This window comes from Desulfocurvus vexinensis DSM 17965, from assembly GCF_000519125.1.
GTDB lineage: Bacteria > Desulfobacterota > Desulfovibrionia > Desulfovibrionales > Desulfovibrionaceae > Desulfocurvus > Desulfocurvus vexinensis.
The window spans coordinates 38,000-61,668 of the sequence record NZ_JAEX01000017.1 but is presented as its reverse complement, the minus strand read 5'-3'; the positions used below and the strand labels follow the sequence as shown (position 1 = coordinate 61,668).

General features: G+C 75.2%; 20 protein-coding genes and 2 tRNA genes. 18 read left to right on the top strand and 4 right to left on the bottom strand.

From position 1 onward, the window contains the following. Positions 1-371: 371 nt before the first annotated feature. From G495_RS0111610 to G495_RS0111595, 4 genes are read left to right on the top strand one after another with little or no spacing between them, the layout of a single operon-like run. Positions 372-563 (top strand): hypothetical protein, encoded by a 192-nt coding sequence (locus G495_RS0111610; RefSeq protein ID WP_028587946.1) that lies wholly within the window; start codon positions 372-374, stop codon positions 561-563. Then, the gene (locus G495_RS21780) at positions 563-1,894 is read left to right on the top strand and encodes a glycosyltransferase (protein WP_028587945.1); all 1,332 of its coding nucleotides are present in this window, start codon (positions 563-565) and stop codon (positions 1,892-1,894) included. The genes G495_RS0111610 and G495_RS21780 overlap by 1 nt, the downstream gene beginning before the upstream one ends. Further along, positions 1,891-2,835, top strand: a complete 945-nt coding sequence (locus tag G495_RS18865) for a class I SAM-dependent methyltransferase (protein WP_051445320.1) — start codon at positions 1,891-1,893, stop codon at positions 2,833-2,835. The genes G495_RS21780 and G495_RS18865 overlap by 4 nt, the downstream gene beginning before the upstream one ends. After that, the gene (locus tag G495_RS0111595; RefSeq protein WP_028587944.1) at positions 2,832-3,716 is read left to right on the top strand and encodes an NAD-dependent epimerase/dehydratase family protein; all 885 of its coding nucleotides are present in this window, start codon (positions 2,832-2,834) and stop codon (positions 3,714-3,716) included. The genes G495_RS18865 and G495_RS0111595 overlap by 4 nt, the downstream gene beginning before the upstream one ends. Here the strand turns inward: G495_RS0111595 and G495_RS0111590 are convergent. Beyond that, positions 3,713-4,897 (bottom strand): glycosyltransferase family 4 protein, encoded by a 1,185-nt coding sequence (locus G495_RS0111590; RefSeq protein WP_028587943.1) that lies wholly within the window; start codon positions 4,895-4,897, stop codon positions 3,713-3,715. The two genes, G495_RS0111595 and G495_RS0111590, sit on opposite strands and share 4 nt — an antisense overlap. Before the next feature lie 246 nt (positions 4,898-5,143). Here G495_RS0111590 and G495_RS0111585 point away from each other — a divergent pair, with 246 nt between their 5' ends. The 4 genes from G495_RS0111585 to G495_RS20465 are packed head-to-tail and all read left to right on the top strand — an operon-like array spanning position 5,144 to position 11,655. Continuing rightward, positions 5,144-7,474 carry a tetratricopeptide repeat protein gene (locus G495_RS0111585; RefSeq protein ID WP_028587942.1) on the top strand — a complete coding sequence of 777 codons (2,331 nt, stop codon included), beginning with the start codon at positions 5,144-5,146 and terminating at the stop codon, positions 7,472-7,474. After that, on the top strand, positions 7,471-8,607 hold the full coding sequence (locus G495_RS22855) for a glycosyltransferase (RefSeq protein WP_051445319.1): 1,137 nt from the start codon (positions 7,471-7,473) through the stop codon (positions 8,605-8,607). Before G495_RS0111585 ends, G495_RS22855 begins: the two co-directional genes overlap by 4 nt. Position 8,608: 1 nt before the next feature. Continuing rightward, the gene (gene asnB / locus G495_RS18855) at positions 8,609-10,540 is read left to right on the top strand and encodes an asparagine synthase (glutamine-hydrolyzing) (protein ID WP_051445318.1); all 1,932 of its coding nucleotides are present in this window, start codon (positions 8,609-8,611) and stop codon (positions 10,538-10,540) included. Continuing rightward, positions 10,537-11,655 (top strand): glycosyltransferase, encoded by a 1,119-nt coding sequence (locus G495_RS20465; RefSeq protein WP_051445317.1) that lies wholly within the window; start codon positions 10,537-10,539, stop codon positions 11,653-11,655. The genes asnB and G495_RS20465 overlap by 4 nt, the downstream gene beginning before the upstream one ends. A gap of 189 nt (positions 11,656-11,844) precedes the next feature. On the opposite strand, the gene G495_RS0111565 is transcribed toward G495_RS20465, so the two are convergent. Both G495_RS0111565 and G495_RS20460 read right to left on the bottom strand, forming a co-directional pair. Beyond that, positions 11,845-12,966 carry a hypothetical protein gene (locus tag G495_RS0111565; protein WP_028587941.1) on the bottom strand — a complete coding sequence of 374 codons (1,122 nt, stop codon included), beginning with the start codon at positions 12,964-12,966 and terminating at the stop codon, positions 11,845-11,847. After that, positions 12,954-13,616, bottom strand: a complete 663-nt coding sequence (locus G495_RS20460; RefSeq protein ID WP_051445316.1) for an acylneuraminate cytidylyltransferase family protein — start codon at positions 13,614-13,616, stop codon at positions 12,954-12,956. Before G495_RS20460 ends, G495_RS0111565 begins: the two co-directional genes overlap by 13 nt. A 439-nt stretch (positions 13,617-14,055) precedes the next feature. On the opposite strand from G495_RS20460, the gene G495_RS0111555 reads away from it, so the two are divergent. From G495_RS0111555 to G495_RS0111540, 3 genes are all read left to right on the top strand, one after another. Continuing rightward, positions 14,056-15,240, top strand: coding sequence for a glycosyltransferase (locus G495_RS0111555; RefSeq protein ID WP_028587940.1), 1,185 nt, complete (start codon positions 14,056-14,058; stop codon positions 15,238-15,240). A 335-nt stretch (positions 15,241-15,575) separates the two neighbouring features. Continuing rightward, positions 15,576-16,862 (top strand): serine--tRNA ligase, encoded by a 1,287-nt coding sequence (gene serS / locus G495_RS0111545; protein WP_028587939.1) that lies wholly within the window; start codon positions 15,576-15,578, stop codon positions 16,860-16,862. A 67-nt stretch (positions 16,863-16,929) separates the two neighbouring features. Continuing rightward, positions 16,930-17,005, top strand: a tRNA-Lys gene (locus tag G495_RS0111540). An 86-nt stretch (positions 17,006-17,091) separates the two neighbouring features. Here the strand turns inward: G495_RS0111540 and G495_RS0111535 are convergent. Continuing rightward, entirely contained in the window at positions 17,092-17,460 is a 369-nt protein-coding gene (locus G495_RS0111535; protein WP_028587938.1) for a hypothetical protein, read from the bottom strand. Between the two features lie 329 nt (positions 17,461-17,789). Between G495_RS0111535 and G495_RS0111530 the strand changes: the two genes are divergently transcribed. The 7 genes from G495_RS0111530 (at position 17,790) to G495_RS0111500 (ending at position 23,651) form a co-directional block, all read left to right on the top strand. Then, positions 17,790-17,865, top strand: a tRNA-Glu gene (locus G495_RS0111530). Positions 17,866-18,319: 454 nt separating this feature from the next. After that, positions 18,320-19,102 carry a DUF3450 domain-containing protein gene (locus tag G495_RS18840; protein WP_051445315.1) on the top strand — a complete coding sequence of 261 codons (783 nt, stop codon included), beginning with the start codon at positions 18,320-18,322 and terminating at the stop codon, positions 19,100-19,102. After that, the gene (locus G495_RS18835) at positions 19,099-20,712 is read left to right on the top strand and encodes a MotA/TolQ/ExbB proton channel family protein (protein ID WP_342667797.1); all 1,614 of its coding nucleotides are present in this window, start codon (positions 19,099-19,101) and stop codon (positions 20,710-20,712) included. The genes G495_RS18840 and G495_RS18835 overlap by 4 nt, the downstream gene beginning before the upstream one ends. Continuing rightward, a complete protein-coding gene (locus G495_RS0111515) occupies positions 20,693-21,265 on the top strand; it encodes a MotA/TolQ/ExbB proton channel family protein (RefSeq protein ID WP_028587937.1) in 573 nt (190 codons plus the stop codon). Before G495_RS18835 ends, G495_RS0111515 begins: the two co-directional genes overlap by 20 nt. Beyond that, positions 21,262-21,675 carry an ExbD/TolR family protein gene (locus G495_RS0111510; RefSeq protein ID WP_028587936.1) on the top strand — a complete coding sequence of 138 codons (414 nt, stop codon included), beginning with the start codon at positions 21,262-21,264 and terminating at the stop codon, positions 21,673-21,675. The genes G495_RS0111515 and G495_RS0111510 overlap by 4 nt, the downstream gene beginning before the upstream one ends. Further along, positions 21,672-22,415 (top strand): energy transducer TonB, encoded by a 744-nt coding sequence (locus G495_RS0111505; protein ID WP_028587935.1) that lies wholly within the window; start codon positions 21,672-21,674, stop codon positions 22,413-22,415. The genes G495_RS0111510 and G495_RS0111505 overlap by 4 nt, the downstream gene beginning before the upstream one ends. Before the next feature lie 15 nt (positions 22,416-22,430). Then, positions 22,431-23,651 carry a tetratricopeptide repeat protein gene (locus G495_RS0111500; protein WP_028587934.1) on the top strand — a complete coding sequence of 407 codons (1,221 nt, stop codon included), beginning with the start codon at positions 22,431-22,433 and terminating at the stop codon, positions 23,649-23,651. Positions 23,652-23,669 lie beyond the last annotated feature (18 nt).

Sequence of the window (23,669 nt, the reverse complement as noted above, 5' to 3'; positions counted from 1 at the left end):
ATTGACGTTATGTACAAAAAAGCAGACACCGCAGGTGCTTCTCATGCCTGCACCGATTTGCCTGCTTTGGATTGTTATAGGGTGATGGCTGAGAAGCTGGGACTCCCTGCTGAAACACGTCCCGCATCGCTCACCCCTGTGCCATATCTGGTGAATTAGGCTCGTCCCAATATAAGTGGCGTAACGGGCCGCCTTGTCCAAAGATAAGTGGCAGGGCGGCCCGCCGCTGTTCCGCACCCGACCAGATCGAAAACCCACGCCAGCCGTGGCGTTGTCCCACGAGTTCCCGCATGGTCCCGCACTGCCTCACTTGTCCAAGACTATCTGGCTAAACACACCTGGGGCGCACGCTGCTGGGCCGGGGCAGCCAGGTGGTGGTGCCGCCCCGGCGGCTGCGCGCGGTGCTCGAAGGCGCCGGGTTCGCCGTGCAGGCCATGGGCCCCGAGGGCTCCTTGCGCGCGCCCGGCGCCCAGGGGCTGGACGCGCCCCCGGCCTACAAGGGCCGGTTCTACGGCATGACGGCCATCGTCGAGGCCCTGGCCGTCCGCGCGGAGCGGCCCTGATGCGCATCGGGCTTTACGGCGGCGAGGCCAACGCCACCTATCTCATCGCCCAGGCCCTGGCCCGGGCCGGGCAGGACGTGCTGCTGGTGCGCGACTGGGGCATGTACCACCCCTTCGGGCACCCCGTGTGGCAGGACGCGCCCCTGCGCCTGGACGCCGGGGAGCTGGCCGATGGCCGCCCGTGGGGCCGCGACCGCGTGCGCGCCCTGGAGGCCCGCGCGGGCTGGCGCGCCCCGGCGTGGGTGGCCGACCCCCTGGAGGCGGCCCCCGCCGCCGCCCCGGCGGGCGGCAGGCTCGCGGGCGTGCGGGGGCTGGACGCGGCCTTCCTGAAGGCGGTATTTCTCAGGCGGCCCCATCTGGCGGCCAGCCTGGACCTGCTGCGCGGGTGCGACCTGGTGGTCTGCAACGGGCTGGAAGGCACGGTGCTGGGGATGCTCTCGGGCCGCCCCGTGCTGCTGTGGCCCTTCGGGACGGACATCCGCCTGGTGGCGGGCTTCGACCCGCCCGGGGGCGGCAGCCTGCGGGCGGCGGTGGAGAACCGCTGCTGGCGGCGGCTCATGCGCCGGGCCTACCCCCGGGCCCTGGGCGTGGGCTCCCACGACCCGCGGGTGGCCGGGGGCGAGCGGGGCGACGCCTTCGCGGCCTCGGGGGCCCGGCGGCTGCTGTATTTTCCGCTGCCCATGCCCGAGGTGGACCCGCCCCTGGGCCGGGCGGCCCGGCGCGCGGCCCTGGCCGGGGCCCTGGCGGCCCTGGGCCAGCCCTGCCCCGAGGCCGAGGTGGTCTGCGTGGTGCCCTCGCGGCTGGACGCGCGGGTCAAGGGCAGCGACCGCTTGCTGCGCGCGGTGGCGCGCCTGGCCGGGGCGGGGCGGCTGCATGTTTTGGCCCTGGGCTGGGGGCGCGACAGGCAGGCCCTGGCCGCAGCCTGCGGGCCGGAGCACGTCACGGTGCTGCCCTTCGTGCTGTCCAAGCCGTTGCTCTACGGGCTCATGTCCGGTGCCGACCTGGTGGCGGACCAGTTCGTGGTCGGCGGCTACGGGGCGGCGGCCCTGGAGGCCATGGCCTGCGGGGCGCCGGTGCTCATGCATCTGGACGCCGGGGCCTTTGCGGCCAAGGGCTTTGCCCTGCCGCCGGTGCTCCAGGCGCGCACGGAAGAGGACATCGCCGCCGTGCTGGCCGCCGTGCTGGACGGGGGCATCGATCTGGACGCCCGGGGCCGCGAGGCCCTGGAATGGACCCGCCGGGTCCACGGCTGGCGCGCCGTGGCGGAAGAGGCGCTGCCGCAGGTGGCGGCGCTGGCCCGGGCGCAAACGGAAGCAAGGAGCTTGGGGTGACCGACCAACGCCGCACGGACCGGGAGGCGGAGCTTGCCGCCCGCAACCAGACCAGGGACTGCTTCGCCCACAAATGGAGCCGCCGGGAGAGCTACGGCTCCAAGGCCGTGTGCGATTTTCTCGCCGACTGGATGTTTTCCAAGTACTGCGGGGGCGACCCCGGGCTGCTGGACGCCTGGCTGGGCGGCGGCGGGCGGCGCATCCTGGAGGCCGGGTGCGGCGTGGGCGAGGTGGCGCTGCGCTTTTTCGGCGAGCATCTGCACCGCAACACCTACGTGGGGCTGGACCTGACCGGCGCCGTGGCCGGGGCGCGCGACGCCTTCCGCGAGCGGGGCGTGCCCGGGCTGTTCCTGCAGGGCGACCTGCTGGACATGCCCCTGGCCGAGGCCAGCTTCGACCTGGTGTTCAGCGAGGGCGTGCTGCACCATACCCTGGACACCGCCGCCGGGGTGCGCGCCCTGGCCCGGATGCTGCGCCCGGGCGGGCGGCTTTTGTTCTACATCTACCGCCGCAAGGGCCCGGTGCGCGAGTTCACCGATGACCTGGTGCGCGAGCGGCTGGCGGGCATGACCGACGAACAGGCCTGGGAGGCCCTGCGGCCCCTGACGGAGCTGGGCCGCGCCCTGGGCGAGCTGCGCTGCCAGGTCACGGTGCCCGACGTGCCCCTGCTGGAGATCCCCGCTGGCACCTACGACGTGCAGCGCCTGATCTACTGGCATGTGCTCAAGTGCTTCTACCGCGCGGACTGGAGCTTCGAGGAGATGAACCACGTGAATTTCGACTGGTTCCGGCCCGCCCTGGCCCGGCGCCACACGGCCCAGGAGGCGCGCGAGATGTGCGCCGCCGCCGGGCTGGACGTGGAATGGCTGCACGAGGAGGAGGCCGGGATCACCGTGCGCGCCGTGCGCCCCGGGGGCTGCGGGGGCGGGGGGGCGCCATGAGCCGTTGCGTACTCACCGGGGCCTCGGGCTTCATCGGCTCGCACCTGCTGGCGCTGTTCGCCCCGGACGACGAGGTGGTCTGCGCCGGGCGCAGGCCGCCGGACGCCGCGCGCTGCCCGGCGCGGGTCACGCACGTGCCCCTGGATTTCACCGGCCCGTGGGACCCCGCGCGCCTGCCCGCCCGGGCGGACACGGTGGTCCACCTGGCCCAGAGCGAGCATTACCGCGACTTTCCGGCCCGCTCGCGCGAGATTTTCGCCACCAATGTGGACAGCACGGCCCGGCTGCTGGACTACGCGCGCAGCGCCGGGGCGACCCGCTTCGTGCTGGCCTCGTCGGGCGGCATCTACGGCAGCGGGGGCCGGGCCTTTACCGAGGACGACGTGATCCGCCCCGCCGGGGAGCTGGGCTTCTACCTGGGCACCAAGTTCTGCTCGGAGATCCTGGCCGAGAGCTACCACGGGCTCTTCCATGTCGTGGTGGCGCGGTTCTTCTTCGTCTACGGGCCGGGGCAGCGGCCCTGGGCGCTGGTGCCGCGCCTGGTGCGCTCGGTGGCCGAGGGGTTGCCCGTGGTGCTGGACGGCGAGCGCGGCATCCGCATCAATCCGCTCTATGTTGCCGACGCGGCCCGGGCTCTGGCGGGTTGCCTGGCCCTGGACGCCAGCCACAAGCTCAACCTCGCCGGACCGCAGGCGCTGCACATCCGCGACATGGCCGAGGCCATGGGCCGCAGGCTGGGGCGCGAGCCCGTGTTCGAGCGGCGCGACAGTGGCCGCGCGGGCGACATCGTGGGCGACACCCGGGCCATGGCCCGGGTGCTCGGCCCGCCGCGCGTGGCCTTCGACGAGGGGCTCGGGCTGTACCTGGATTCCCTGGGCTAGCCCTGGGGGGCAGGGCGGGCGCGCCGGGCCAGCACGTCGGTCCAGAAGGTTTCCACGTCCTGGACGAAGGCGTCCTCGGTGTGCACCTCGGTGGCCAGGCGGCGGCTCTCGCGGCCCCAGGCCTCGTGGTGCTGCGGGGCCTCCAGGAAGGTTTCCAGGGCCCGGGCCATGGCCGGGGCATCGTGGCCCGGGGCGAGCACGCCGTTTGCGCCGGGGCGCAGGTACTGCCCGGTCTGGCCCACGTTGCGGGCGATGAGGGCGTTGGCGCAGGCCATGGCTTCGAGCATGGCCAGCGAGGTGAAGTTTTCGTAGTCCTGGCAGGAGACAAAGGCCCGCGAGCGGGCCAGGGCCGGGGCCAGATCGTCGCCGTGGGCGAAGTCCAGCTGCTCGGGGGCCAGCCCGGCCTCGGCCCGCAGGCGCAGCAGGGCCTCGCGCATGGGGCCCTCGCCCATGAGCACGAAGCGCCATCCGGCGGCCAGCCCGGGCCGTTCGCGCAGCAGCAGGGCCACGGCCTGCACGAAGAGTTCCGGGCGCTTCATCGGCACCAGCCGCGCGGCGAAGACGATGGTCCGCTCCTTGACGGGCGCGGGGGCGAAGCGCGACAGGTCCGCGAACACCGTGCGCGCGGCGCGCACCAGGGGCTGGCCTGCTGGCCGGATGGCCCCGCGCGCCACGGCGTCGCAAAACAGGGTGTACCAGGAGTAGAGCCCGTCGAAGGGCACCAGGCCCAGGGTGGTGCGGTAGGCCGTGCGCTGCGGGTCGCCCCGGCGGGTGGAGTCGTTCCAGTGGTGGGCCACGGTGCAGTCGGTGATGTTGAGCACCAGGGCCGGGCGCCGGGGCAGCCGCGCCAGCAGCCCCAGGGCCGGGGCATGCAGGGCCGAGGGCATGACCATGTGCACCAGGTCGAAGTCTTCGCGCAGCAGCAGGCGGCAGAGCAGGGCCGAATCGGCGAAGGCCTTGAATTTCCAGGCCGGAAGATTGGGGGCCGTGTGCACCCGGTCCGGCGCGGCCAGCAGCAGCCCCCGGCGGCGCAGGACGCGCGCGGCGTCGGCCATGGTGGCGAAGTGGACCTCGAAGGCCGCGCCCTGGCGCCGGGCGCAGGCGTCGGCCAGCCGGGCGAAGAACTGCTCGGCCCCGCCGATCTGGCCCGAGGCGTCGCAGCCCAGCAGGGTCAGGGCCACGCGTGGTTTTTTCGGGGCTGCGGCGTGCATCGGTCCTTGCGGGGTGGCGCGTGGCGCCGTTGGGCGCGCCGGGCGCGCCGTGGCCGCCCCGGAACGGCCCGGAGCTTGCACGCAGCGATGCTAGCGCATCGACGGCGGAAAGAAAACGCCTAAGCGCGCGACATGGCGGGATGACGCGGCGGGACTGCCGCAAAGGAGCCAGGACATGACCACAGGAACGGGTCGGCGGAGCCGGGAGCGGGCAGGGTGCTGACGGCGGCGCTGTGCACCCTGGCGGTCTGCGCCGTGGCGGCGGCCCTGGCCCTGCCCATGGCCCGCAAGCCCCTGGCCGAGGACGAGGGCCGCTGGTACTATTTCGCCTTCTTTGCCGGGCGCGGGCTGCGCATGCACGGCAACTACCACTGCCAGGGCTATTTCAACATCCCCCTGCTGGCAGCACTGTTCTACCGGATTGCCGGGCGGCTGGCCGGGCCGGGGGCAGGCCCGGGCGCCCCGGAGCTGTTCCAGTATTTCAAGATCGGCTGGTACGCCCTGTGCGCGGCGTCGGTGTCCTGGCTGGCGCTGGCGCTGTTCGGCCAGCCCTGGGTGGCCCTGGCCGCCGGGCTGCTCTACGCCGTGGTCCAGGCCACGCCGCGGACCATGTTCATGCTCACCTACGCCGAGCATTTTTCCGTGCTGCCCGCCAACCTGGCCGTGGTGGCCCTGGTGGCCGTGCTGCGCGGGGCGGACCCGGCTCTGGCCGCCGTGGCCGGGGCGCTGGCCGGGGTCTGCGTGCATTTCAAGCCCACGGGGCTTCTGCTGGCCGGGGCTTTGGGCCTGCTGGCCCTGGCCGGGCCGGCGCCCTGGGCCGGGGCAGGCTGGTACGCGGCGGGGCTGGCCGGGGTGCTGGCCCTGCCCCTGGCGCTCATCCCGCGCGCGGGCCTGGGCGCGCGGCCCTACCTGCTGACCACCCTGGCCGAACCCCTGCGCGACGGGCTGCTGGCCCTGGCGGCCCTGGCGGGCCTGGGGCGGCTGCCGGGGCTGGCCCGGCTGGCCCCCGGGGGCTACGTGGGCAGCCTGCACGCCGCCACGGCCATGAGCGGGTGGCAGAAAGTTCGCGCCAACCTGCTGCCTGCCCTGGACGACCTGCGGGCCGTGGTCGCCCTGGCTGTGGCCGGGCTGGCCCTGGCCGGGCCCGGAGCCTGGGCCGGGGCCGGGCTGCTGGCGGGGCTCGCGGCCCTGGCCCTGGCCGCGCAGCAGCTCCAGAAGAACTACTACACCCCGCATTTCAACGGGATCTGGGCGCCCCTGGCCGTGCTGGCGGCCCTGGGCGGCTGGCGGCTGGCGGAGCTGGGCCGGGCGTGGCCCGTGGCGGGGGTGCTGCTGGGTGCGGCGGCCCTGTGGGAGGCCGTGCGCCTGGCCCGGCGGCTGGCCCCGGCCTTTTCCCGGGCGGCGGCCCTGTCCTTCGGCATCGTCCATCCCTATGTGGGCGTGCTTTTCGCCACGGCGCGCGACATAGGCCGCTGCATCGGCGCCCGCGCCGCGCAGGGCGACCGGCTGTGCGTGTGGGGCGACCAGCCGACCATCTATCTCTATTCCGGGTGCATGGCCTTCGACCCGCAGTACCTGTTCCTCTACTCGCACCACGCCGACGTGAGCGAGGAGCCCTGGGTGCTGTGGAGCCTGCGCGAGACCCCGCCGCGCTGGGTCCAGTTCTTCAACTGGAAATACAGGGACGGCCGGGACATGGCCTACCTCCAGGACCGCGTGGGCGTGCGCTACGCGCTGGAATGCACCTTCAGCCCGCAGGACGCGTCCGGGGCCCCGGTGCGCAACCCCGAGGGCGGGGTGGACAGCTTCCCGCTGTATCGCCGCGACGACGCGCACTACGCCAAGATTCTCGCCGAGCGGGCCGCCGCCCACGAGGCCCTGGGCCGGTGGGCCGAGGCCCGGCGCTGCTACGAGGCCATGGCCGAAGTCCGCCCCGGGGACGCGGAGGCCGCCCTGGGTCTGGCGGTCCTGGACGCCGTGGCCCCGGAGGCCGGGGCTGCGCCGGGCGAGCCCCTGGCCGTCTGGGCCCGCGCGGCCCGGCGCGTGGCCGCCCCCGCCCTGCGGGCCGATGTGGACGGGCCGCGCGGGCGCGCTGCCGCCCTGGCCCTGGCCCGGGCCCACGAGGCCGGGGGCCGCGCCGACGCGGCGCTGGCCCTGCTGGAAGGGCTTACGGCCCGCGAGCCGGAGCATGACCGGGCCCTGGCCGCCCTGGGCCTGCTGCGCCTGCGCGCCGGGGACGCCCGTCAGGCCCTGGCCCTGCTGCACCGGGCGGCCCAGGCCGATCCGCTGTCCCCCGGGGCCCTGGCGGCCCTGGGCCAGGGGCTGGCCGCCACGGCGGCCCCCGACGATACGGCCCTGGCCCGCAAATGCTTCGAGAAGGCCCTGCGCCTCGTGTGGTGGCACCCCGGCGCCGCCGCCGGGCTGGACGCCCTGGCGGGCGGACCCGAGGCGCGCATGGCGCTGTATGAAACCCTGGACGTGTTCGGCTACGTGCGCCGCGAGGACCTGCCCGGGCCCCTGCGCCCCGCCGGGGAGGCCCGGCCATGACGCGGCTCGTGCTCGTGGTCGCCGACCTGGACACCGGCGGCGCCCAGCGCCAGGCCCTGGAGCTGGCCGCCGGGCTCACCGGGCGCGGGCTGGACGTGACCCTGGCCGCCCTGCACGCCGGGGGCGGGCTGGAAGCGGAAGCCCGCCGTCGCCTGGGCCCGGGGCTTGCCGTGCTCTGCCCGGCGCCGCGCTGGCGCAGGCGCGACCTGCCCGCCGCCGCCGCGCGGCTGGTGGCCCTGGCCCGGCGGCTGCGGCCCCGGGTGGTCTACGGCTTCCAGCCCGTGGTCAACGAGCTGGCCCTGGCCGCCGCCCGGGCCAGCGGCGCGCGCGCGGCCTGGGGCCTGCGCTTTTCCGACGTGGCCTGGGGGCGTTACAGCCTGGGGCAGGCGGCGGCCTTCCGCCTGGGCGCGGTGCTGTCCCGCGCGGTGGACGTGCTCGTGGCCAACTCCGCCGCCGGGCTGGCGGTGGCGCGCCGGGCGGGCTACCGGCCCCGGGCCGCCGTGGTGGTGCCCAACGGCATCGACACCGCGCGCTTCGCCCCGGACCCCGAGGCCCGGGCCCGGGTGCGCGCGGCCTGGGGCGTGGCGCCGGAGGCGCCCCTGGTGGCCCAGGTCGGGCGCATGGACCCCATGAAGGACTGGCCGAATTTCCTGCGCTCCTGCGCCCTGCTGCGTCGCCAGGTGCCCGGGCTGCGCGTGGCCTGCGTGGGCCCCGGCACTGCCGCAGCCCTGGGCGGAACCCTGGCGGGCTGGGACCTGGCGGACTGCGCGGTGCTGCCCGGGGCCCGGGAGGACATGCCCGCCGTGTACGCGGCCCTGGACGCCCTGGCCCTGGCCTCGGCCTACGGCGAGGGCTTCCCCAACGTGGTCGGCGAGGCCATGGCCTGCGGGGTGCCCTGCGCGGTGACCACCGTGGGCGACGCGGCCCTGGTCGTCGGCGAGGCGGGGCGCGCCGTGCCCCCGCGCGACCACCGGGCCCTGGCCGGGGCCCTGGCCGCGCTGCTCACGGCCCCGGCCCTGGAGCGGGCCCGCCTGGTCCTGGCCGCCCGGGCGCGCATGGCGGAACACTTCACCCTGGACGCCATGGTCGGGCGGACCCTGGACGCCCTGGGCCCGCTGCTGGAGGGGCGCTGAGATGTGCGGCATCGTGGCCTTCTTCGCCCCGGGCGGCGGGGCGCCCGCAGGGGCGCGCCTGGAAGCCGCCTGCGCCACCCAGGCCCTGCGCGGGCCTGACGGCGCGGGCACGGCGGTGCTGGCCGGGGGCCGCGTCAGCCTGGGCCACACGCGCCTGGCCGTGCTGGACCTCTCTCGCGCGGCGGACCAGCCCATGAGCGCGGGCCAGGGGCGGCACTGGCTGGTCTTCAACGGCGAGATCTACAACCACGCGGAGCTGCGCCGCCACCTGGAAGCCCGGGGCGAGCGCCTGCGCACGCGCTCGGACACCGAAGTCCTGCTGCGCTGGCTCATGCGCCACGGCCCCGCCGGGCTGGACGACCTGGAGGGCATGTTCGCCTTCGTGCATGTGGATTTGCAGGCCGGGCGGCTGCTGGCCGCGCGCGACCGGATCGGCGTCAAGCCGCTGTATTTCGCCCACGGCCCGGCCCTGGCGGGGTTTGCCTCCACCCTGGCACCCTTGCGCGGCCTGGGCGGGCGCACGGACGCCATCGACCCCGTGGCGCGCTTCGAGATGCTGACCTCCAAGTACGTGGCCGGGCCGCGGACCATCTACGCGGGCATCGAGAAGGTGCCCCCGGGCGGCTGCGTGGAACTGGACCTGGGCGCGGACGCCGTGGCCCCGGTGCGGCGCGCGTGGTGGTCGCCGGGGGTCTGGCTGGCGCCGCAGGCCGCGCCCCTGGCGCCGGACGCCCCCGAGGGGCAGTGGGCCGATGCCCTGGACGCCGCCCTGGCCGGGGCCGTCGCGCGCCAGCTCGTGGCCGACGTGCCCGTGGGCGTGCTGCTCTCGGGCGGGGTGGATTCCAGCCTGGTGGCCGCCCTGGCCGCGCGGGCGGGCGGCGCGGTGGACACCTTCTGCGTGGGCTGGGCCGACGCGCGCTGCGACGAGTCCGCCCACGCCCGGCGCGTGGCCGCGCACCTGGGCACCCGCCACCACGAGCTGACCGTGACCCCGGCGGAGGTGCTCCAGGCGCTGACGGCCATGCCCGGGGCCTTCGACGAGCCCTTCGGCGACGCCTCGGCGGTGCCGCTGTATCTCATCAGCCGCTTCGCCCGCCAGCGGGTGACCGTGGCGCTCACCGGCGACGGCGGCGACGAGCAGTTCTTCGGCTACCCGCGCTACCACCTGCTGGCCCGCGCCTGGGCCTGGACGGAACACGCCCCGGGCTGGCTGCGGGCCGGGGTGCGCGCGCTGACCCGGGGCGCGCCGCGCTCCCGGGCGGCCCACGCCGCCAGCGCGTTTTTGGCCTTCCCCGACGCCGCCCGGCGCTACGAGCATTTCGTGCTCGACAACTTCGCGGCCCTGGCCGAGCTGTGCGGCGCGGGCCCGCGCGCCACGCTGTGGGCCTCGGGCCTGGCGGCGGCGGGGGAGCGGGGCCGGGCCCTGGCCGGGGGCGACTTCCTGCGCCAGATGATGCTCACGGACCTGGGCGGCTATCTGGTGGACGACTGCCTGACCAAGACCGACCGGGCGACCATGGCCTGCTCCCTGGAAGCGCGGGTGCCCCTGCTGGACGAGGCCGTGTTGCGCCTGTCCCTGGCCATGCCCCCGCGCCTGTCCTGGGCGGGTGGGCGCGGCAAGCACCTGCTGCGCCGCGTGCTGGCGCGCTACGTGCCCCCGGCGCTCACCGAGCGGCCCAAGATGGGCTTCGGCGTGCCCCTGGACCGCTGGCTTTTTGCCGAGCTGGGCGCGTTCACCAACGAGACCCTGGCCCGCGAGAACCTTTTGCGCGCCGGGCTGGACCCGCAGGGCGTGGCGCGCGTGGTGCGCGCCCACCGCTCCGGGCGCGTGGATCACCAGTATTTCCTGTGGCCGATCATCTGCTACGTGCGCTGGTTCCACGAGGTGCACCTGGCCGGGGCGGTGTCCGCATCCGGCGGGGGGCGGCCATGAGCGGCCCCCGCCTGCGCGCGGCCTACGTGGTGGACAGCCTGGGCCCCGGGGGCACCCAGCGGGCCCTGACGCATCTGGTGCGCGGGCTGGCCGGGCGCGGCTGGGAGCAGACCGTCATCGGCCTGGGCGACGAGGATTCGCCCCTGGTGCGCGGGCCGCTGGAAGCCGCCGGGGCGCGGGTGCTGGTGCTGGGCAAGGGCGCCGTGGCCCGGGGCACGGGGCTGGTCCGGCTGGTGGCCGAACTGCGCCGCGCGCGGCCCGACGTGGCGCTGACCCTGCTGCCCTGGGCCGACGTGCTCGGGCGCCCGGCGGCGTGGCTGGCCGGGGCGGGGGTGGTGCTCTCCTCGGTGCGCGCGCGCAATGTTGACCGGCCCTGGTGGTGGTTTCCCCTGTGCCGCCTGACCGCGCCCCTGGCGAGCAGGGTGGTCTTCAACAGCCGCGAGGTGGTGCCCTTTGCCCGGGCCCGCGAGGGCGTGCGCCCTGGGCAGGTGGTGTACATCCCCAACGGCTGCGCCGGGGCGGTGCTGCCGCGCGACCGCACGGCCCTGGACGCCCAGGGCGTTCCCGGGGATGTGCCCGTGGTGGGCAGCGTGGGGCGGCTGTATGCCCAGAAGAATCATGGCCTCCTGCTGGAGGCCCTGGCCCTGGGCCGGGGCGCCCTGGGCCGGGCGCATGTGGTCCTGGCCGGGGCGGGCCCCCTGCGCGCGGCGCTGGAGGCCCAGGCCGCGCGCCTGGGCCTGGAGGGGCGGGTCCACCTGCCCGGGCATGTGGCCGACGTGTCCGCCCTGCTGGCCGGGCTGGACGCCTACGCCCAGCCCTCGGCCTTCGAGGGCATGTCCAACAGCCTGATGGAGGCCATGGCCGCCGGGCTGCCCGTGGTGGCCAGCGCCGTGGACGGCAACTGCGAGCTGGTGGAGCACGGCGCAAGCGGTCTGCTGGTGCCCCCGGGCGACGCCCCGGCTCTGGCCGCAGCCCTGGAACGCGTGCTGGACGACCGCACCCTGGCCGCTGGCCTGGGCCGCGCGGCCGCCCGGCGCATGGCCGGGAATTTTTCCATCGAGGCCATGGTCGCGGCCTACGACGCGCTGTTCCGGTCGCTTTTGGCGCGCGGCTAGGGCTTTTCGTCTTCCGGTCTACTGGCAACGGGGCAGCCCCGGGGCGCTGCCGGGTGAAGCAGTCCCTTTCCCAGGCCGTTCAAAGACGGTGCAATGGCGGCACGAAAAAACGCAAGCCCTCGCGTGTCGGGACAGACGCGAGGGCTTGCATTTTTTGGCGATGCAGCGGGCCCTTTGGGGGCGGCCCTGCTAGGGCAGGGGCAGCCCGGCCAGCTCGGCGCGCAGCAGGTCGATGGCCGTGCGCGCCACCAGGGCGCCGGGGAATTCCAGCAGCGCCGGGGGCGCGGGCGGCTCGGCGGCCAGGGCCCGCAGGTCGGCGGCGTGGAGCAGCCCGGCGTCGGGCACGAGCACGGGCGGGAAGTCCTGGCGGCCCTGGATGCGGCGGCCCGTGTCGGTGCGGACCATGCCCCGGCCATCGGGCGCGGGGCGCCAGGGCGCCCCGGGGGGCGCGTCGAAGCGGCTCAGGTCGAAGGGCCCGCCGTGCTCCACGGCGTCCAGCAGCAGCAGGTCCAGCGCCGGGGTGGCGTCCGCCGTCCCGGCCCATTCGTCCACCAGAAAGCGCAGTACCCGGGGCGCCTGCCCCGCCGGGGCGGGGTCGTCCTGCGGCTCGGGCCGCGCGCGTCCGGTGCTCCAGGCCAGCTCCACCGCGCCGGGGCGCAGCCGGGCGTCCAGCAGCAGCCGGGCGCCCCCGGGCCCGCCGGGCAGCAGGGCGGCCACGGCGCGGCCTGCGGCCAGGGCCGTGTGGCTGGGCGGCCCGGCGCTTTCGGGCGCTCCGGCCAGCAGGGCCGCCAGCCCGGGGGTGGCCTCCTCCGCGCCGGGGGGGCAGGGCGCCAGGGCCAAGGTTTTGCGGATGGTGAACAGGCGGCGCAATTGGCAGGGATGGTCCGCAGGCGTGCCGGCCGAGGCGGCCAGGGCCCGGCCTGCGGCCCGGGCCCGCGCGGCGAAGTTCGCCAGGGCCTGGCCCAGGGCTGCGGGCGGCCCGGGGGCCAGCCAGCGGTAGTTCACGAACAGATGCCCGGCGCCCGGGTCGGCCCCGGATTCCAGCAGGGCCCGGGCCGCCCGCCGGGCGCCCTCGGGCCACGGGCGGCCATGGGCCGGGGCGGCGGGGCCCGCCAGGGGCGGCAGGGCCGTGGCGCCGGGGTCCGGGGCCAGGCTGCGCGCGTCCAGGGGCGGGGCGGCGGCCAGCAGCACGCGGGAAAAAATGCCCGCCCCGCGCAGGGCCGCCAGCAACGCGCCCACCCGCGCCGCGCCCCGGGCCGGGTCGGCCAGGGCTTCGCCGGGGTGCGCCAGGGCGCAGATCACCGCGTCCACAGGCCCTCGCAGCCGAAATCGAACAGCCCGCGCGCGATGACCTGCCCGGCCAGGGCCAGGTCGCCCGGGGTGTCGATGTCGATGAGCATGGCCGGATCGTCCAGCACGTGGCAGTAGCTGCCGCGCCCGGTGCGGGCCATGGCCGCGCCGTCGTAGGTGCCCAGGGAGCGGTAGCGCGCCGGGCCGCCACCGTGGGGCGTGAAGCGCCGTGCGGTGAACACCGTCTCGAAGCCGTCCAGGTTGCGGGCCACGAGGTGGTCCACCAGGGCCGGGGTGCGGAAGGGATGGGTGGGGTAGAGCACGGCCACCACGGCGGGGTGGTAGCCCTGGCGGCCCAGCTCGGCCAGGGCGTGGGGCACGCAGGTGCCGGGGGTGGCGCGGTCGCCCGACAGCTCCGCCGGGCGCAGGAAGGGCGCCTCGGCGCCGAACTCCCGGGCCCGGGCCGCGATATCCGGGTCGTCGGTGGAAACGACCACCCGGTCCACCAGCGTGGCCGCGCGGGCCACGAGGATGGAATAGGCGATGAGCGGCAGCCCGGCCAGGGGCGCCACGTTCTTGCGCGGAATGCCCTTGGAGCCGCCCCGGGCGGGGATCAGCGCCAGGACGGGCGGGGCGGCTGCGGGCGCGGGCTGCGGGTCGGGTCGGGTCATGGCCTTCGGGTTGCGGGGCGCGGGGTTGCCGGGCCAGCATACGCGCGGGGGCTGGCCCTGTCCACGGGCGGGGGGGCGGGCTGCGATGCCGGGCGCATCCCGGGCTGGCGGCCCGGGCGCGGCTGTCGGGCCTGGAAACCATGCGTGCGGCAGGCCTTTGACAGCCCGCCTGGATGCGGTATGTTCTTGCCAGCGACGGTTCCGGTTCTGGCCGCGACACTCATACCGGGGCCCGGCGTCCATGCGGTCGCGGAGCATGAGACCCCATCACTCTCCCGCCTTGGCCAGCGCTCCGCCCGCCTGCCCGCCGGAGCTTGCCCTGGCGCGCGACGCGGCACTCCCGCTGTTGTCAAACGGTCCTGCCCGGGGGTACAACCGGGCAGGCCCGGGGCGCGGCGTCCCCGGCTTCCCCGCCCCCAGCAGCCCCCGGAGGCCCGCGTTGCACGCACGGCAGGACAGCCCCCTGGTTTCGGTGCTCATGGCCACCCGCGACAGGCTCGACCTGGTGCCCGGGGCCCTGGCCTCGGTGGCCGCCCAGGACGAGCCGCGCTGGGAGCTTGTGCTGGTCAACGACGGCGGGCCGTCGCCTGCGGGCGTGGTCGCCCGCCTGGGCGATGCGCGCGTGCGGCTGGCGGAGCTGCGCGATGCGCGCGGCAAGGGCCACGCCATCAACCACGCCTTCGGCCTGAGCCGGGGCGGCTGCATCGCCCACCTGGACGACGACGACGCCTGGCATCCGGAGCACCTCTCCACCCTGCTGGCGGCCCTGGCGGCCACGCCCGGCGCGCGCATGGCCCACTCCAACGCCCTGCGCGTGGACCTGGCCCCCGATGGCCTGGGCGGCTGGCGCGAAACGGGCCGGGCCGTGGCCTACAGCAGCCCCGCCAGCCTGGAAGCCCTGCTGGAATACAACTGCGTCACGGGCATTTCCGTGCTCCACGACCGGGCCTTGTTCGAGCAGGCCGGGGGCATGGACGAGGCCCTGGACGTGCTCCTGGACTGGGACCTGTGGCGGCGTATGGCCGCCCTGACCACGCCCGTGCATGTGGACCGCGTGACCGCCGAATACTTCGTGCGCGCCGGGGAGGCCGGGGAGGGCGCAGGCGGCCCAGGCGCCGGGGCGCACCTCACGGGCCTAGCCCGGCGCGACCCCGTGCGCTATGTGCGCAACCGCCTGCGTATCCTGGACAAGCCGCTGCCCCTGCCCCGGGACGGCAGCCTGGACGCGGCCCTGGCCGGGGCCCGGGCCCGGGGGCGAATGCAGCTGGCCGTGGCCCTGGGCGAGGCCGCCGAGGCTGGCGGAGACGTGGCCGGCGCCCGGGCGCACTACGAGGCCGGACGCGACGCGGCGCCGGAGCACGCCCTGCCCTGGCGCAAGCTGGGGCGGCTGGCGGCCAGCGGCGGCGAGCCCGAGGCGGCCCTGCGGGCCTTCGGCAAATGCCTGGCCCTGCCCGGGGCCGCGCCCACAGACGCCCTGCACGCGGCGGGCGCGGCCATGGCCCTGGGCGAACCGCGCAAGGCCCTGGGCCTGCTCGAGGCCGCCGCGCGGCGCTTCGGCCCACAGCACGAGGGCCAGCCCGCCGTGCTGCGCCTGCTGGCCCAGGTCCGCGCCCTGGCACGCTGAGGGGCGCGGCGCGGAGGCCGCGAAACGTCCCCGCGCGGCGCGCTGCGGCGTTGTGCGCACCCCGGGGGAGTGCCGCCCCGGGGCCTTTTCCCCTGCCGCCCGTGCGCACCCTGTCCCTGCTTCGCTCCTGGGCCTTTGCTTCCGGGGGCGTCCTTCGGGTCGCCGCTGGCGCGCGGCCCGGAGCGTTTTTCCTGCCGCGCGCGCCTGCGGTGCCCGGCGGGCCCCGGGCAGGGTTGCGGGCCGGGCGCGCTTCCAGTATAGATTGGGCCCTCGGCGCGGGCGGCGCGCCGCCTCTCCCGCACCCACGCGGCGGCCAGCCCGCCGGAAGGACTGCCATGCTCGATCTCAAATTCATCCGCGCCAACATGGACACGGTCCGCGCGGCCCTGGCCCGGCGCCGGGCCAAGGTGGACCTGGACGCCTTCACGGCCCTGGACGAGGCCCGCCGGGCGCTGATCCAGGAGACCGAAGCCCTCAAGGCCGAGCGCAACGCCGTGTCCAAGGAAGTGGGCCAGCGCAAGCGCGAGGGCCAGGGCGCCGACGACCTGGTGGCGCGCATGGGCGCCGTGGGCGAGCGCATCAAGGCCCTGGACGCCGAGTTGCGCGAGGTGGACGCCAAGGTGCAGGACTGGCTGCTCTCGGTGCCCAACATGCCCGACCAGAGCGTGCCCGACGGCGCGGACGAGAAGGACAACCCCGAACTGCTGCGCTGGGGCGCGCCGCCGCAGTTCGACTTCGCGCCCAAGGAGCACTGGGAACTGGGCGCGGCCCTGGGCGGGCTGGACTTCGAGCGCGCCGCCAAGCTTACGGGCAGCCGTTTCGTGGTCTACCGCGGCTGGGCCGCGCGCCTGGAGCGCGCCCTGGCGGCCTTCATGCTCGACATGCAGACCACCGAGCACGGCTATTTCGAGGTCATGCCGCCGGTCATCGTCAACCGCGAAACCCTGACGGCCACCGGCCAGCTGCCCAAGTTCGCCGACGACCTCTTCAAGCTGGAAAATTCCGAATATTTCCTCATCCCCACCGCCGAGGTGCCGGTGACCAACCTGCACCGCGACGAGACCTTGGACGAGGCCGACCTGCCGCTCAAATACACCGCCTGGACCGGCTGCTTCCGCTCCGAGGCGGGCTCCTACGGCAAGGACACCCGGGGCCTGATCCGCATGCACCAGTTCCAGAAGGTCGAGCTGGTGCGCTTCGAGCGGCCCGAGGATTCCGGCGCCGCCCTGGAGCAGATGCGCGGCCACGCCGAGGCCGTGCTGCAGCGCCTGGGCCTGCACTACCGGGTGGTCACCCTGTGCACGGGCGACATGGGCTTCGGGGCCACCAAGACCTACGACATCGAGGTCTGGCTGCCGGGGCAGAACACGTTCCGCGAGATTTCCTCGTGCTCCAACTGCGGCGACTTCCAGGCCCGGCGCGGCAACATCCGCTTCCGGCGCAGGGAGGGCGGCAAGAGCGAGCTGGTGCACACCCTGAACGGCTCGGGCCTGGCCGTGGGCCGGACTCTGGTGGCCGTGCTGGAAAACGGCCAGCAGGCCGACGGCAGCGTGGTGCTGCCCGACGCGCTGGCGCCCTACATGGGCGGGCGCAAGGTCCTCGGCCCGGGCCCCGGAGCCTGACGGCGCCCCGGCACGCCCCGGGCCTTGACAGACGGCGCATGCGCCGCTACGTACACATTCCCTCTGTGGGCCGTTAACTCAGGTGGCAGAGTATCTGCCTTTTAAGCAGAGAGTCGCTGGTTCGATCCCAGCACGGCCCACCAAAAAATCAAGGAATCACAGGTCGTCCTGTGATTCCTTTTTTGTATGGGAGCGGCTTCGGCCCTCCCGGTTCGTGCGGGCTGCCGGGCTATTGCGCCGCTTTCTCGGCGTCCATCTGCTGGCCCTGTTTCATCATCTTGTGTCCTTCCTGCATCATTTTGTGCCCCTGCATCATCTTGTCGTGCCCTTGCATCATCATTTTCTTGCCGTCTGTCATTGGACCGTGCTTTTCCATCATGCCCTTGCCCTGGCTCATCATCTCTTCGCATTTGGCCATCTTTTCCATGTCCATCATCATGTCGGCCCCTTCCATCATCTTTTTCTGGCCTTCGATGGCTTCTGCTGGTTGGGCCGCATGGTCGGAGTGGCTGGACTGGGCCATGGCGGCGGGCGCCGAGGCAATGATGAAGGCCAGGGCCAGGGCCAGGATCGTGTGGGTGCATGCGCGGTGTTTCATGGGTTGTCCTCCTGCTGGTTGAGGGTGCGGCCGTCCCGGAGGGATCGGCCCGGGGCAGATCCGTTTTGCGTGGAGTCTATCACGAAAAGCAGAAGAAGTGTATCGAAACCGGCGCGGCGGGGTCTGTTTCTTGGGGCGGCGCCAGCCGAAGGGCGCGGCGGGCGCTCCGGAGGCGTTCCTCCGTCAGCCCAGGAGGGAAGCGTCTCTGTGGCCTATTAATCTGTTTTCAATGTATATTTTTGCAAGCAAGACAATATTTCCTTCGCCCCTTGACAAGAAGCCCCCCTTCGGTCAATAAGACCCCTCCGGACGGCAACGTCCGCCACAGCGTCCCCATCGTCTAGTGGCCTAGGACATCGGCCTCTCACGCCGGTAACAGGGGTTCAAACCCCCTTGGGGACGCCAAAGACGCCATAGGGCTGCACCGCAGGGTGCAGCCCTTTTTTGTCGCCGCAGGGGGGCGGAGGCGGGTGGCAGTGCGGTGAGGCATGGGAATGGCCACAGAGTAACACGATATCGTGATAGGTACCCGGGAAGAGAGACGTGCTGCGCAGGCACTTGGCCCGCCTGCGAGATTGGCGGGAGTGCTGCCTGCGGCCAGGAGTTGCCTCGCCTCTTTATTTCATATATTGCGGCAGGTGCCTGTGGGCGATCCCGCCCTTTCTGGCGCCTGAATCGTACATACGAAACGAAAATAAATGACATGAAAAACAAATTCTGTTCGCTGAACATCATTGGTGTCGCGTGCGACGCCGCTGCGCTGCTGGCGGCGCCTTTGGAGCCGGAGGGGGCCGGGCGGCGGGGTGGGGCGACCGGGCGGCAGCGGAGCCGGGCGGGGCTTGCGGCGTTCGCGTTGGTGATGGCCCTGGCGTGCTGCCCCGGGGCGGCCCTGGCCGTGAGCCCCGGGCCCGGGGGCGGGCTCGAAGAGGCCGCCGGGCAGCTTGCCGGGGCGGCCACGGCCCAGGGCCAGGCCCAGGCCGAGGCCGACGCCTGGGCCGTGGAGCGCGACGCCCTGCGCGACGAAATCCGCCGCGAGGGCGAGACCCTGGCCTGGCTGGAGGCCGCCCTCAAGCGGCGCGGGGACTACATTGCCCGCCGCGAGGCCGTGGTGGCCGGGCTGCACGACTCCGCCCGGGAAATGGCCGCCCTGGAGCGCGGGCTGGAGCCGGTGCTCGACGCCGTGCTGGCGCGCCTGGAGGAGCTGGTGGCCGCCGATCTGGCCTTTTTGCCCGAAGAGCGCCGCCAGCGCCTGGACATGCTGCGCGAGACCCTGGGCGACTACGGTCTGGCCCCGGGCGAGAAGTTGCGCCGCTTCCTGGAGGCCTTGCAGGTGGAGGCCGGATACGGCGCCCTGGTGGAGGCCTGGGACGACGTCATCGACCTGGGCGGAAGCCGCGTGCAGGGGCGCGTGCTGCGCCTGGGGCGCGCGGCGGCGCTGTTCCTGTCGCGCGACGGCGCCCTGGCCGCGCGGCTTGTGCCCGGCGCTGCGGGCTGGGAGGCCCTGGGCTCTTCCGAGGCCCGGACCCTGGCCCAGGCCCTGGAGATGCACGACCACCGCCGGGCCTTCGAGCTGTTGGCCCTGCCCGTGGGCACCGCGCAACTGGGGGCCCAGCCCGGGGCGCCGGGCGGGGTGCAGCCATGACCCTCGTTTCGTTTATGATTGCTGCGCCGGGCACACCGGGCATGCCCCCTGCGCCGGGAGCTCCCCGGACGGCCCTCGCCCCGGGCACGCCCCCCGTTCTTCCCCCGTCCCCCCCGTCCCCCACGCCCCGCGCCCCCTGCGCCCGGGCCCTGACGTGCGTTTTTCTTACCCTGACGCTGCTGCTGGCGGCGCTGCCCCTCTGCGGCCCTGCCGCCGCCCAGCAGGCCCCCCAGCAGGTGGCCCGCGACCTCGCCGATCAGGCCGCCACGGCCCGGGCCGAGGCCGGGGCCCTGCGCAAGGATGTGGACCAGGAGCGCCGCGAACTGCGCGCCGAGGCCGCCCGCCTGCGCGCCGCCCGCGCCGCCGCCGAGGAGCGTCTGGCGGCCCTGGACGCCCGCGTGGCCGCCCTGCGCGCCGAAGAGGCCACCGCTCGCGCGGCCCTGGACGCCTCGCGCGGGCAGGCCGGGCTGGTGCGCGCGGTGCTGCGCGCGGCGGCGGGCGATGCCGACGGCCTGCTGGCGGGCAGCCCTCTGACGGCGGAGGCCCCCGGGGTCCGCGCGGGGCTGGCTGCGCTGCAGGACGACGACGCGCCCCTGACGGCGGCGTCCCTCACGGCCCTGGTGGACGCCCTGTGCGCCGAAATCGCCTCGGGCGGCGGGCTCGCGGCCTTCGAGGGCAGCTTCCTGGGGCCGGACGGCAGCCCCGCCCGGGGGCGCATCACACGCCTGGGCCGCCTGGGGGCCTGGTACCAATCCGCCAGCGGGGGAGCTGGATTCCTGCGCCTGGACGCGGAGCAGGGCCGCTATGTGGCCCTGGGAGTTGCGGCGCCCTGGGGCCTGGCGGGCACGCTCAAGGAGTTCGCCTCGGGCTCCGGGGGCACGGCGGTGCTGGACCTCTCCGGCGGCGCGGTGCTGGACCGCCTGGAGCAGGGCGGCGGGCCGGACTGGCTGGAAGCCGGGGGTTTCCTGGTCTGGCCCATCCTGCTGGTGGCCGTGGTGGCCGTGGTGCTGGTGCTCGAGCGCTGCTGGACCCTGGCCCGGGTGCGCCCGGGCGGGGCCGGGCTGGCGGGCGAGCTGTCCGCCCTGCTGGCCCGGGGGCGCATGGACGAGGGGCGCGCCCTGTGCGCCGCCCACGCGGGCACCCCTGCCGGGCGCGTGCTGGCCGCCGGGCTGGAATACACGGGCTGCACGCGCGACGTGCTGGAGAACGCCTTCCACGAGGCCGTGCTGCGCGAGGTGCCGCGCCTGGAGCGCTTTTTGCCGACCCTGGCCGTGCTGGCGGCGGTGGCCCCGCTGCTGGGCCTGCTGGGCACGGTCACGGGCATGATCGACACCTTCACGGCCCTGACCTTCTCGGGCGGCGGCGACCCCCGGGCCCTGTCGGGCGGCATCAGCCAGGCTCTGGTGACCACCGAGCTGGGCCTGATGGTCGCCATCCCGGTGATGATCGCCCACCACTTCCTGGAGCGGCGTGTGGAGCGCATCGTGGGCGACATGGAGGAGAAGGGCGTGGCCCTGACCGTGGCTCTTCTGCACCAGAACGGGCACCAGAACGGCGGCGCCAGACGCGGCGGGGGCGCCGGGAGCGGAGATGTGGCGGACCGCCCTTGACGCCGGGCTGGGCTACCTGCGCACCGGGGGCTGGGTCATGCTGCCCCTGGTGCTGCTCTCCCTGTGGCTGTGGACCCTGGTCTTCCTCAAGGCCCGTGAGCTGTGGCGCCTGCGCCGGGCCGACCACCCCTGGCGGGCGGACTTGGCGGCGGCCTTCGCCACCCGGCGCACCGGCGACCCGGACCTGGACGCCAAGGTGCTGCACGCCCTGTTTCACCGCCACGAGGCGGCGGTGGACCGCCACGTCGCCACCATCCTGATCCTGGCCGGGGCCGCGCCGCTGCTGGGGCTGCTGGGCACGGTCACGGGCATGATCCGCACCTTCGGCGACATGGCCGTGCTCGGCGCGGGCAACGTCAAGGCCCTGTCGGCGGGCATCTCCGCCGCCCTGGTCACCACCCAGGCCGGGCTGGCCGTGGCCATTCCGGGGCTGTTCGCGGGCAGCCTGCTGCTGCGCCGCGCCGCGCGGCACAAGGCCCGCGTGCAGCGCCAGTGCCTGCTGCTGGGGCGCCCGGACGCCGCCCCCCGCCCGGCCACGGAGGACCGCCCATGAGTTGCTACAGGCATGTCCGCGCCCGGCGCGGTGGCCCGGCGGAGCTGAACATGGCTCCGCTCATCGACATGGTCTTCCTGCTGCTCATCTTTTTCCTGGTCACGTCCAGCTTCGTGCGCGAGGCCGGGGTGGAGGTGCGCCGCCCCGAGGCCGCCATCGCCGTGGACGTGCAGGCCGAAACCCTGGTGGTGGCCATCACCGCCGAGGGCACGCTGCATGTGGACCACACCCGGGCCGACCTGCGCTCCATCCGCCCGCTGGTGGCGCGGTTCCTGGCCGCCACCCCGGGCGGGGCCGTGGTGGTCGCCGCCGACGAGGCCGCGCCCGCCGGGCAGGTGGTGCGCGTGCTGGACCAGTGCCGCCTGGCCGGGGCCCGCAATCTGGCCGTGGCCGCGCGGAGGCCCGAGTGATCCGCTGTCCGGCCCGGGGCTGCGCGGGTAGTGGGGCCGCCGCTCCCCGGGGAGCCGCCCCGGACGCCGCGCCCGGCGCGCGCCGCCGCCTGGGCGACCGCGCCCTGGCCGTGGCCCTGGCCGTGGCCGTCAATGCCGCCGTGTTCGTGGTTCTGCCGCTTTTGGCCCGCCAGGGCGCGCTGCCCGAGGCCGGGCCCGCCCAGCCGCCGGTGCGCGTCATCGAGGCGCCCCGGCTGCCGCCCCAGGCCCTGGCCCCCGAGCCCCTGCCCGAGGAGCCGCCGCCGCCCGAGCCCGCCCGGCGCCCCGAGCCCCAGCCGCCCCAGCCCCAGCCGCCCCGGCTGGAGGCCCGCGCGCCCCAGCCGGAGTTCGACTTCGCCCCGCGCCTGGCCGCGCCCGCTCCCCTGGCCCTGCCCGTGCCCCGGCCCCTGGAGCCTGCCGCGCCGCGCACCTTCGAGCTGGCCGATGTGGACCAGGGCCCGCAGCTCGTGGCCTCGGCGCCGCCCGAGTACCCCTACGCCGCGCGCAGCCGCAACCAGAGCGGCACGGTCACCGTGCGCTTCCTGGTGGTCGAGGACGGCAGCGTGACCGAGGTCCGCGTCCTGGCGGCGGACCCGCCCGGCGTGTTCGAGGCCAGCGTGCTGCGCGCCGTGCGCGGCTGGCGCTTCACCCCGGGCCGCCTGGGTGGCCAGGCCGTGCCCACCTGGGTCGAGCTGCCGGTGCGCTTCGACCTGGGCGGCTGAGGGAGGGGGGCCGCCATGCGTCTGACCGTGTTTCCCCTGCTTTGCTGCCTGGTTTTGGGGTTGCCGCTGGCCTGCGGCGCTGCCCGCGCCCAGGAGCCGGAGCTTTCCGACGCCGCGCGCACGGCCCTGCACGAGGCGGCCCAGGCCCTGGGCCAGGGCCGCCCGGCCCAGGCCGAGGCCACCCTGCGCGCGCTCATCGCCGCCGAGGGCGACGCCGCGCCCGGGCCCGCTTGGCACCTGCTGGGCAACACCCTGCACGCCCTGGGCCGCCCGGCGGAGGCCGCCCGGGCCTTCGCCTCGGGCCTGGCCCGCGCCCCCGACGACCCGGCCCTGCACCGCAACCTGGGCATCGCCGCCTACCAGAGCCGGGACTACGCCCTGGCCGCCCAACACCTGGAGCGCGCCGCCGCCCTGGCTGCGCAGCCCGACCCCGAAGTGCTGCTGCAGGCCGCCGCCGCGCACCATCAGGCCGGGCAGCACCGCGAGGCCGTGCGGCTGCTGGAACCCCTGGCGGCCCAGGCCAATCAGGACGGTCAGGCCAGCGCGGGCGGGGCAGGAGGACACGAGGGCGCCAGCTTGGCCGCGCAGGCCCTGGAGCTGCTGGCCGCCGCCGCCCTGGCCAGCGGCGACGGCGCCCTGGCCGAATCCGCCGCGCTGCGCTGCCTGCGGGCCGAGCCCGGGGCCGGGCGCTGGTGGCGCCTTGTGGCGGGCGTCCGCAGCCAGCGCGGCGACCTTGCCGGAGCCGCCGCAGCCCTGGAAACCCTGGTTCGCCTGGAGCCGCCCGCCGAAAAGGACCTGCGCACCCTGGCCGAACTCTATTTCGCCGCCGGGGCGCTGCCCCTGGGCATCCGGGCCCTGGAGCGCGCCGCCGGGCCGCACCCCGGCCCCGGCGACTGCGACGCCCTGGCCCTGGCCAACCACCGCGCCGGGCGGCTGGACGCGGCCCTGGGCTGGCTGGACGCGGCCCAGGCCCAGGCTCCGGACGCCGAACGCCTGCTGCGCAAGGCCGCCATGCTGGAGGTCCGGGGGCGTGCGGCCCAGGCTGCCGACGCCTGCGCCCAGGCCCTGGAGCTGGCTCCGGGCAACGCCCGGGCCTGGCTGCGGCTGGGCCAGCTGGCCCGCGAGGCCGGGCGCCCGGTCCAGGCCCGCCAGGCCCTGGAGCGCGCGGCCACCTTCCCCCAGACCGCAGGCGCCGCGCGCCGGGCCCTGGAGCTGCTGGACGGCGGGGCCGGGTAGCAATCTCCCGTTCCGTCA

What these genes read in the sequence shown, in the direction of transcription:
- G495_RS0111535 (WP_028587938.1), bottom strand. Translation starts at nt 17,460, where the DNA reads ATGAAACACCGCGCATGCACCCACACGATCCTGGCCCTGGCCCTGGCC.
- serS (WP_028587939.1), top strand. Translation starts at nt 15,576, where the DNA reads ATGCTCGATCTCAAATTCATCCGCGCCAACATGGACACGGTCCGCGCG.
- G495_RS0111595 (WP_028587944.1), top strand. Translation starts at nt 2,832, where the DNA reads ATGAGCCGTTGCGTACTCACCGGGGCCTCGGGCTTCATCGGCTCGCAC.
- G495_RS0111510 (WP_028587936.1), top strand. Translation starts at nt 21,262, where the DNA reads ATGAGTTGCTACAGGCATGTCCGCGCCCGGCGCGGTGGCCCGGCGGAG.
- G495_RS0111500 (WP_028587934.1), top strand. Translation starts at nt 22,431, where the DNA reads ATGCGTCTGACCGTGTTTCCCCTGCTTTGCTGCCTGGTTTTGGGGTTG.
- G495_RS22855 (WP_051445319.1), top strand. Translation starts at nt 7,471, where the DNA reads ATGACGCGGCTCGTGCTCGTGGTCGCCGACCTGGACACCGGCGGCGCC.
- G495_RS20460 (WP_051445316.1), bottom strand. Translation starts at nt 13,616, where the DNA reads ATGACCCGACCCGACCCGCAGCCCGCGCCCGCAGCCGCCCCGCCCGTC.
- G495_RS18840 (WP_051445315.1), top strand. Translation starts at nt 18,320, where the DNA reads ATGGCCCTGGCGTGCTGCCCCGGGGCGGCCCTGGCCGTGAGCCCCGGG.
- G495_RS0111515 (WP_028587937.1), top strand. Translation starts at nt 20,693, where the DNA reads ATGTGGCGGACCGCCCTTGACGCCGGGCTGGGCTACCTGCGCACCGGG.
- asnB (WP_051445318.1), top strand. Translation starts at nt 8,609, where the DNA reads ATGTGCGGCATCGTGGCCTTCTTCGCCCCGGGCGGCGGGGCGCCCGCA.
- G495_RS21780 (WP_028587945.1), top strand. Translation starts at nt 563, where the DNA reads ATGCGCATCGGGCTTTACGGCGGCGAGGCCAACGCCACCTATCTCATC.
- G495_RS18835 (WP_342667797.1), top strand. Translation starts at nt 19,099, where the DNA reads ATGACCCTCGTTTCGTTTATGATTGCTGCGCCGGGCACACCGGGCATG.
- G495_RS20465 (WP_051445317.1), top strand. Translation starts at nt 10,537, where the DNA reads ATGAGCGGCCCCCGCCTGCGCGCGGCCTACGTGGTGGACAGCCTGGGC.